Origin of the sequence: Phenylobacterium sp. (assembly GCF_031360265.1) — a bacterium.
Taxonomy (GTDB): domain Bacteria; phylum Pseudomonadota; class Alphaproteobacteria; order Caulobacterales; family Caulobacteraceae; genus Phenylobacterium.
This window is the reverse complement of sequence record NZ_JANMBF010000158.1, coordinates 1-7200: the sequence shown is the minus strand read 5'-3', so window position 1 is coordinate 7200 and position 7200 is coordinate 1. Positions and strand designations below refer to the sequence as shown.

Genomic DNA, 7200 nt, shown 5'->3' with positions numbered 1-7200 from the left:
GGTCCGACGAGATCCAGCGCAACATCATCGCCAAGCAGGTGCTGAAGATCTGAACCCTCAGGTGCGCCCGCCATCGATGATCAGGTTCTGGCCGGTGATCATGGCGCTGTCGTCGGCGGCGAGGAACAGGGCCAGCCGCGCCACATCCTGCGGCTGGATGCGGGCCTTCAGCGCCACCTGAGCCATCCACGCTGCTTCCGCGTCCGGCGTCAGCCACCGCTCAAGCTGGCGCTCGGTCACCACCCAGCCGGGCGACAGCGCGTTGACCCGGATGTTGTCTGGCCCCCAGGCGCGCGCCAGGGATTTGGAAAGCGCGTTGATCGCCCCCTTGGCGGCCGCGTAGCCGGCCAGGTCCGCCGGGCCCAGCAGGGCGTTGATCGAGCTGACATTGACGATCGACCCGCCGCCCGCGGCCCGCATCATTGGATAGACCGCGGTGGCGGCGACGAACGCCGGATCGAGGTTGATCGCCAGGCCCCTGCGCCAGGCTTCCGCCGAAAGGTCAGCAGCCTGATGGCGGGTGTCATCGGCGACGTTGTTGATCAGCACGGCGATCGGCCCCAGCGCCCGGGCGGCGTCACGGACCGAAGCCGCCAGCGCGTCGGCGTCGGTGGCGTCACAGCGCGCGAACCACGCGCCGCCTAGCCGTTCGCAGAGCGCCCGTCCGGCGTCGGCCCGCAGGTCGATGAAGGCCACGCGCGAGCCCTGAGCGTGGAACGCCTCGACCAGGCTCGCCCCGATGCCCGATGCGCCGCCGGTGATGAACACCACCTTGTTTTCAAGGCTCGGATAGGTGGCGAAGGCCATCGTCTCCCTCCGGCCCACTCGCCTGACGCCCAACGCGGCGACGGTCCAAGGGGCCGGCATCCTTGTCGGCAATCGCATCGGTGAGCTCAAGGTCAAATGCCTCGGCTTCAGCGCGCGCCGGCTCGACTATGCCGGCTCGGGCACGCCGATCTTTGCGGCCCCGGATTTGTGTGCGAGACGCATCCTCACAGCCCCCGCTGTTGACATCCCCTGGGCGCGCCTGAAGTTCCGATGAAGCAGTTCCTGATCACCGCGGCCGGCGTGTTCGCCGGGCTCCTGATCTTCATGATCGGCGTGCCCTTCGTGCTGCTCGCCATGGCCGCCAGCGCCGCTGGCCCGGCGCCGACCCCGCCCCGGGCGGTGCTCGAACTCGACCTGCGCGGACCCTTGAGCGACCAGTCGCCGCGCAACCCGCTGGCCAGCCTCACCCGGCGCGGGCAATCGGCCATGTCGATCATCGAGGCGCTGCGCCGGGCCGAAACCGACGACCACGTCAGGGCCCTGCTGGTGCGCCTGCCAGAGGGCGGGATGGAGCCTGGCCTGGCCGACGAGCTGCGCCTGGGGCTGACCCACTTCCGCGCGTCGGGAAAGCCGGTGATCGCCCACAGCCAGGGCCTCTATCCCTCGGGCATGGTCACCGCGACCTATATGCTCGGCGCATCGGCCGGTGACCTGTGGATGCAGCCGGGCGCCTCGTTCCAGGTGACCGGCCTGGCCAACGAGGACCTGTTCTTCAAGGGGTTCTTCGACAAGCACGGGATCAAGGCCGACTACGAGCAGCGGTACCAGTACAAGAACGCGGTCAACGGCTACCTCTACGACGACTACACCGCGGCCCACCGGGAGGCTGAACTGTCGTGGCTGGGCTCTATCTACGCCACCGACCTGGCCACCGCCGCGGCCGACCGCAAGCTCGACCTCACGGTCCTGAAGACCGCCATCGAGGCCGGACCCTACCTGGCGGACGAAGCGCTGAAGCTGCGCCTGATCGATCATGTCGGCCAGGTGCATGAGGCCCAGGCGAGCCTGCTGAAGGCCGCCGGCCCCGGCGCCGCGATGGTCGAGTTCGAGGACTATGCCCACGGCCGCCGCCTGCGCGAGCCCGGCGCGGGTCCGGCGATCGCCGTGATCGAGGCCGAGGGCGACATCGTCACCGGCGCCGACCAGGGCGGCAATCCGTTCAGCGGCGGTTCGTCGATCCATTCCGACGACATGGCCGACGCCATCTATGCCGCCATGAAGGCCAAGGACGTGAAGGCCATCGTGCTTCGGGTGAACTCGCCGGGCGGCTCGGACACCGCGTCGGAACAGATCCTCGACGCCATCCGCGCCGCCAAGGCCGCGGGTAAGCCGGTGGTGGTCTCCATGGGGACCTATGCCGCCTCGGGGGGCTATTGGATCTCCTCGGAGGCCTCGGCCATTGTCGCCGAACCTTCGACCCTGACCGGCTCCATCGGCGTGTTCGGGGGCAAGTTCGCGCTCGGTCCGGCGCTGGAGAAGTTCGGGGTCAATGTCCGCCAGCTGGGGGTCGGCAGCCCCTATGCCGGCGCATTTGGCCTGGGCCGGGAGTTCTCGCCCGCCGACCGCGCGGCCTTCGCCCGCTGGATGGACCGCATCTACGACAATTTCGTCGCCCGGGTGGCCGTCGGGCGCCACCTGCCGGCCGACCGTGTCCGCGAGATCGCCAAGGGCCACGTCTGGACCGGCGTCCAGGCCAAAGACCTGGGCCTGGTCGATGAGATCGGCGGCTTCTATCAGGCGGTGGATCGGGCCAAGACTCTGGCCAGGATGACCGGGGAACCCCGCCTGAAGCGCATGTCGCCCTCCGGGTCGTCCCTCGAGGCGCTGCAGAAGCTGCTGGGCGTCTCGGCCGCCTCGGCGCGGACCCTGGCGGCCGCGGCCTGGGTGTTCGGCGACCCCCGCGCGCAGGCCGTGCTCGACGAGATCGGCCAGGCCCGCCTGCGCGGCCAGGGCGCCCTGGTGCTGGCGCCGACGCGGGTGCGCTAAGCCCGCGGCGGCCGTTCGCGTGGCGGCGCGGGCGTGAACACCACCTGTCTGCGGCCGAAGTCGAGCGTCACGTCGTGGAAATGACGCAGCACGTCGATGCCGATCAGGATCGCCGGCCGGTCGGCCAGTTTCCACAGGTCGAAGATGTGCAAGGGGGCGAAGACGCCGATCACCTGATTGATCGCCATGCCGCCCAGGCGCAGCGGCGGCAGGAGCGCGAACTCGCCCATCGCGGTCTGGCCGGTGGCGCTGAGCAACGGAACCGGCGCCAGATGCATGCCGAAATCCGGGCGCCGGCGCACGACGGCGTCGCGCAGGGCGAGATTGCCGACGGTGACCTGCGAACCCGAGTCCAGGAAGGCGCTTACGGCAACCTCGCCCACCGCGGCGTCGAGGATCACCAACTGGCCATAGCGATAGGTCGCCCCCACCTGGATCGGCTCGACGTGCGACACGATCCTGGAGTTGGAGTCCCGGCCGATCTCCGCGCCCAGGCCGGAAGTTCCGATCTCGAAGCGGTTCAGCGCGAAGCCCAGCATCATGCGCCGTCCGCGCATCACATCGACGCCCAGCAGGCCGTCGGCGCCCAGCGCCGCGCGTGGGAGGACCGGCAGCATGAGATTCGAAGACACCACCCCGCCGACCGCCAGGCGGCGCACGGCCGCCAGGTTCGCGGGCTGGGCGCCGGCGATCCCGTGAACGTCAGCCTGGCCCGCCGAGGGCAGGTCGCAGGCGGCGGCCACTTCGGACGCCACAACAGACCGATTGGCGCCGGTGTCGACCGCGAAGGCGAACGGGCCCCGGCCGTTGACGAACACCGGCACCACCATCCGCTTGGCCTCGTCGAAGGCGGTCTCCAGCCGGGCCCCGAGGCTGGCGGTGGGGGGCGGGGTTCGTGGCTCCGTGTCCAGCAGATTGACCGAGACCAGCCGCCGCGAGACGCAGCCGCTCAACAACGCAGGCGCCAGGGCCGCCGCCAGGCCGCGTCTGGACCATCCCTGCGCTGACGCCATGGTGTCTCCTTCGGGGCCGTCAAGCTTGCCCGAGCGCGGAGGAAAGCGAAAGGGTGGCGTCACGCCTTGCCTGGGCGCGGAGCCGGGGCTGGCCGCGGCGTGCGGCTTGGCGGGCGCGGATGCTGGCCATCCCGCGACAGCCGTCCTATGAGCGAGCGAGACCGTGGGCGTCTACGGCGGATGGAGGGCTGGCGGAGGTGGATCACCGAATGAATTTGCCGTTGTTCGCAAGACAATCCGCTGTTCTCGTATCCGTCCTGGCCCTGTCCGCGGGGGCGATGAACGCCTGGGCGGCCCCCAGGACCGATCTCGACCCGCGCGCGCCTCTGCTGCAGGAAGTGCTCGACTGCCGCGCCGTCACCGACCCTCAGGGGCGACTGGCCTGCTTCGACAAGGCGGTGAGCCGGCTCGATGCGGCCGCGACGAAGGGCGACGTCGTCCTGGTCGACCGCGAGCGAATTCGAACCATGAAGCGCCAGGCCTTCGGTTTGACCCTGCCAAGTCTGTCGCTGCTTCTGGGTCCCGGGCGCTCGGACGACGCCGATCAACGGATCGAACTTGTCCTCGCCTCCACGCAGGCGGGCGCGGACGGCCATCTTCTGTTCACCTTCGATGACGGCTCGACCTGGCGTCAGGTCGATCAGTCGCAATTCGCCAGAAGCCCGAAGAAAGGCATGAAGGCGATCGTCAGCCGCGGGATGATGGGAAGCTTCTTCGTGTCGCTGGACGGAGCGCCCGGTGTCCGCGTGCAACGCCAACGCTAATGTGCTGGATCTGCAGTTCGCCCTCTTGAGGGATCAGGCTCTGAGCGAACGTCAGATCCAGGAAGCACACTGGAAAACAAAGACTTGATAGTGTTCTTATCCGCGTCAGAATTCGTTTGAGCTGACCGCGGGCGGATGCGGGCTACGCAATCGGGACACGGGCGTGGCGCGCCAGGACCGCGCCGCTGACCGGCGGATTGCCGGGAAGAAAGCCGGACAAGGCTGGAGCAGATCGCGATGACCGACGCCGACATCGAGCGCGAAGCTGAGATGACGCCGCTACAGGCGATCGCCTCGGGCGATCCCTCCAGGGCGCTGAAGATTCTTGAACGCGCGCTTGACGTCGATCCGGACAATCTCGTGGCGTGGTTGAGCTATGCTGGCCTGCTGCGCACGACGGGCCAGGTGGACGCGGCCTTGCAGGCCATCGCGCAGGGGCTGCGCATCGAACCGCGGTCGTTTCACGCGCTCCTGATGAAGGGCTCGATCTTCGACGCTCAAGGCAGGTTCGCCGAAGCCGGCCGCACCTACGCCCTGGCGTTGTTGTTCGCGCCGCGTGACGCCGAACTCGACCGGCCGACCCTGGCCGCCGTTTCCCGGGCGCGAGCGCAGTACGCGAGCTACATCGACGCGTTTTCAGCCGATGTGCGGGCTTCGATGCTGGCCCGCTTTGGAACCGCGCCGGAGGGGCGACGGCGCCGCTTCGACCACTTTGTCGACATCGTCAGCGGCAAGTCCCGCGTCTACGGGCAACAACCTTCCGATTTTCATTTCCCCGGACTGCGCGCCATTGAGTTCTACGACAATGATGAATTCCCGTGGCTGGCCGGCGTCGAGAGCTGCTTTGCAGACATACTCGAGGAGCTGCAGGTCTATCTTTCCGGAGGCGCCGATGATTTTGCGCCCTACGTTCAGTTGCCGGTCGGCGCGCCGGTGGACCAATGGGCCGATCTCAACCATTCCCCGGCCTGGTCATCGCTGTTCCTGAAGAAGAACGGGCGCGTCGTCGAGGAGACCGCCCGATGGTTCCCGAAGACCCTCAAGGCGCTTTCGCTGATCCCACAGCCCGTGGCGCCAAACCGCTCGCCGGTGGCGATGTTCTCCGCGCTCCGGCCGCACACCGCGATACCGCCGCATCATGGCGTGACCAACACCCGGGTGGTGCTGCACCTGCCGCTGATCGTTCCGGACAATTGCGGGTTCCGGGTCGGGTCGGAAACCCGGCGCTGGACACCGGGCAAGGCGTGGGTGTTCGACGACACCATCGAACACGAGGCCTGGAACAACAGCGACGACCTGCGGGTCATTCTGATCGCCGACGTCTGGAGCCCGCAATTGTCGCAGGACGAACGGGCGATGTACGGTGCGCTGCTACAGGCCATCGACGAATTTCACGGGGACTCGGAAGCCTATTCGGAGAGCCTCTAGCCGCGCCAGGCGTTGCGCCGGGTGACGGGCTGAGGCATGGCGTCGTTGCTATCCCCCAAATCCAGTCCTCGAGGTAGACACTTGGATCGCGCGGCCGCATTCGAAGCCATCAATCGGAAGCTCGCGGCCAACGATATCGAAGGCGCGATCGATCTGGCCGAGGTGGCGATCGCCCTGGGCATGACCCACCCGACCCTGCTCAATCTCTGCGCCCACCGGCTGGAAATGAAGGGCGACTTTGAAGGGTCGCTGAAACTCCTGGACCAGGCCCTGCAGGCCGACCCCGACGACGTCACCATCCTCACCGCCATCGGCCATTCCTGGCTCAAACAGGCGGCGCCGCAGAACGCGCTGCGGGCCTTTGCCGCCGCCCTGCAGCGCGACCCCGATTTCGCGCCCGCGCACCACGGCGCGGGCCTGGCGCTCTGGGCCCTGGGCGATCTGCGGGAATCCCGCCTGGCGCAGACCCGGGCGGCAGACCTCGCCCCCGACTATCCCGATCCGAGGGGCGCTCTGGCCCTGCTGGCGCTGCATGAAAAACAGCCGACCGAGGCGCGGGCCCGGGCTCTCGCCGCCCTGAAGCTCGATCCCGCCGAGCCCGCCGCCTTTCTGACCCTGGCGACGCTCGACAACGACGCCGGCGAACATGAGGCCGTGGTCGCAAGGCTCGCCGCCGAACTCGCCCGCCCCAACGTCGCGCCGCTGCAGCGCGCGCCGCTCCTGCGGCTGCATGGGGATGCTCTCGACGCGCTCGGGCGGTTCGATGAGGCGTTTGCAGCCTATGATCAGGGCAATGCGATCCAGCGGCGCATGTTCGCACCCCAGCATTCCGGTCCTGGCGCGGAATCCGCCACCGACCTGTGCGATCGGATCCGGCGGGAGTTCGAAAGCGACATCGAGGTCTTCCCCCGGACCGACCTGGGGGGCGAGCCGGACGTCAACCACGTCTTCCTGGTGGGCTTTCCGCGGTCGGGAACCACCTTGCTGGAACAGATCCTGGCCAGCCATCGCAACATCGTCGCGCTGGAGGAAAAGCCGACGCTCAACGACGAGATTTCAGAATTCTTCCTGCAACATGACACCCTGCGGCCGCTTATCGATCTGTCGGTCGACGCGGTGAAGGCGCGCGTCGACGCCTATTGGTCGCGCGTCGCGGGCTATGGCCTCGACGTGAAGGGCAA

At 68.3% G+C, this 7200-nt stretch carries 7 protein-coding genes; 5 read left to right on the top strand and 2 right to left on the bottom strand.

Annotation, left to right across the window (positions count from 1 at the left end):
- Window positions 1-57: 57 nt before the first annotated feature.
- Entirely contained in the window at window positions 58-807 is a 750-nt protein-coding gene (locus RMN86_RS14735) for an SDR family oxidoreductase (protein ID WP_309606613.1), read from the bottom strand.
- Between RMN86_RS14735 and RMN86_RS14730 the strand changes: the two genes are divergently transcribed.
- Together RMN86_RS14730 and sppA are read left to right on the top strand one after the other, a co-directional pair.
- Entirely contained in the window at window positions 794-1042 is a 249-nt protein-coding gene (locus tag RMN86_RS14730; protein ID WP_309606612.1) for a hypothetical protein, read from the top strand. The two genes, RMN86_RS14735 and RMN86_RS14730, sit on opposite strands and share 14 nt — an antisense overlap.
- Complete coding sequence (gene sppA, locus RMN86_RS14725) at window positions 1039-2814, top strand: signal peptide peptidase SppA (RefSeq protein ID WP_309606611.1); 1776 nt, start codon at window positions 1039-1041, stop codon at window positions 2812-2814. The genes RMN86_RS14730 and sppA overlap by 4 nt, the downstream gene beginning before the upstream one ends.
- Here the strand turns inward: sppA and RMN86_RS14720 are convergent.
- Entirely contained in the window at window positions 2811-3827 is a 1017-nt protein-coding gene (locus tag RMN86_RS14720) for a retropepsin-like aspartic protease (RefSeq protein ID WP_309606610.1), read from the bottom strand. The two genes, sppA and RMN86_RS14720, sit on opposite strands and share 4 nt — an antisense overlap.
- 119 nt (window positions 3828-3946) lie before the next feature.
- Between RMN86_RS14720 and RMN86_RS14715 the strand changes: the two genes are divergently transcribed.
- From RMN86_RS14715 to RMN86_RS14705, 3 genes are all read left to right on the top strand, one after another.
- Window positions 3947-4591, top strand: coding sequence for a hypothetical protein (locus RMN86_RS14715; protein WP_309606609.1), 645 nt, complete (start codon window positions 3947-3949; stop codon window positions 4589-4591).
- Between the two features lie 237 nt (window positions 4592-4828).
- Entirely contained in the window at window positions 4829-6019 is a 1191-nt protein-coding gene (locus RMN86_RS14710) for an aspartyl/asparaginyl beta-hydroxylase domain-containing protein (protein WP_309606608.1), read from the top strand.
- A gap of 81 nt (window positions 6020-6100) precedes the next feature.
- Window positions 6101-7200: sulfotransferase (locus tag RMN86_RS14705; protein WP_309606607.1), on the top strand; the 1100-nt coding region annotated here is incomplete at its 3' end.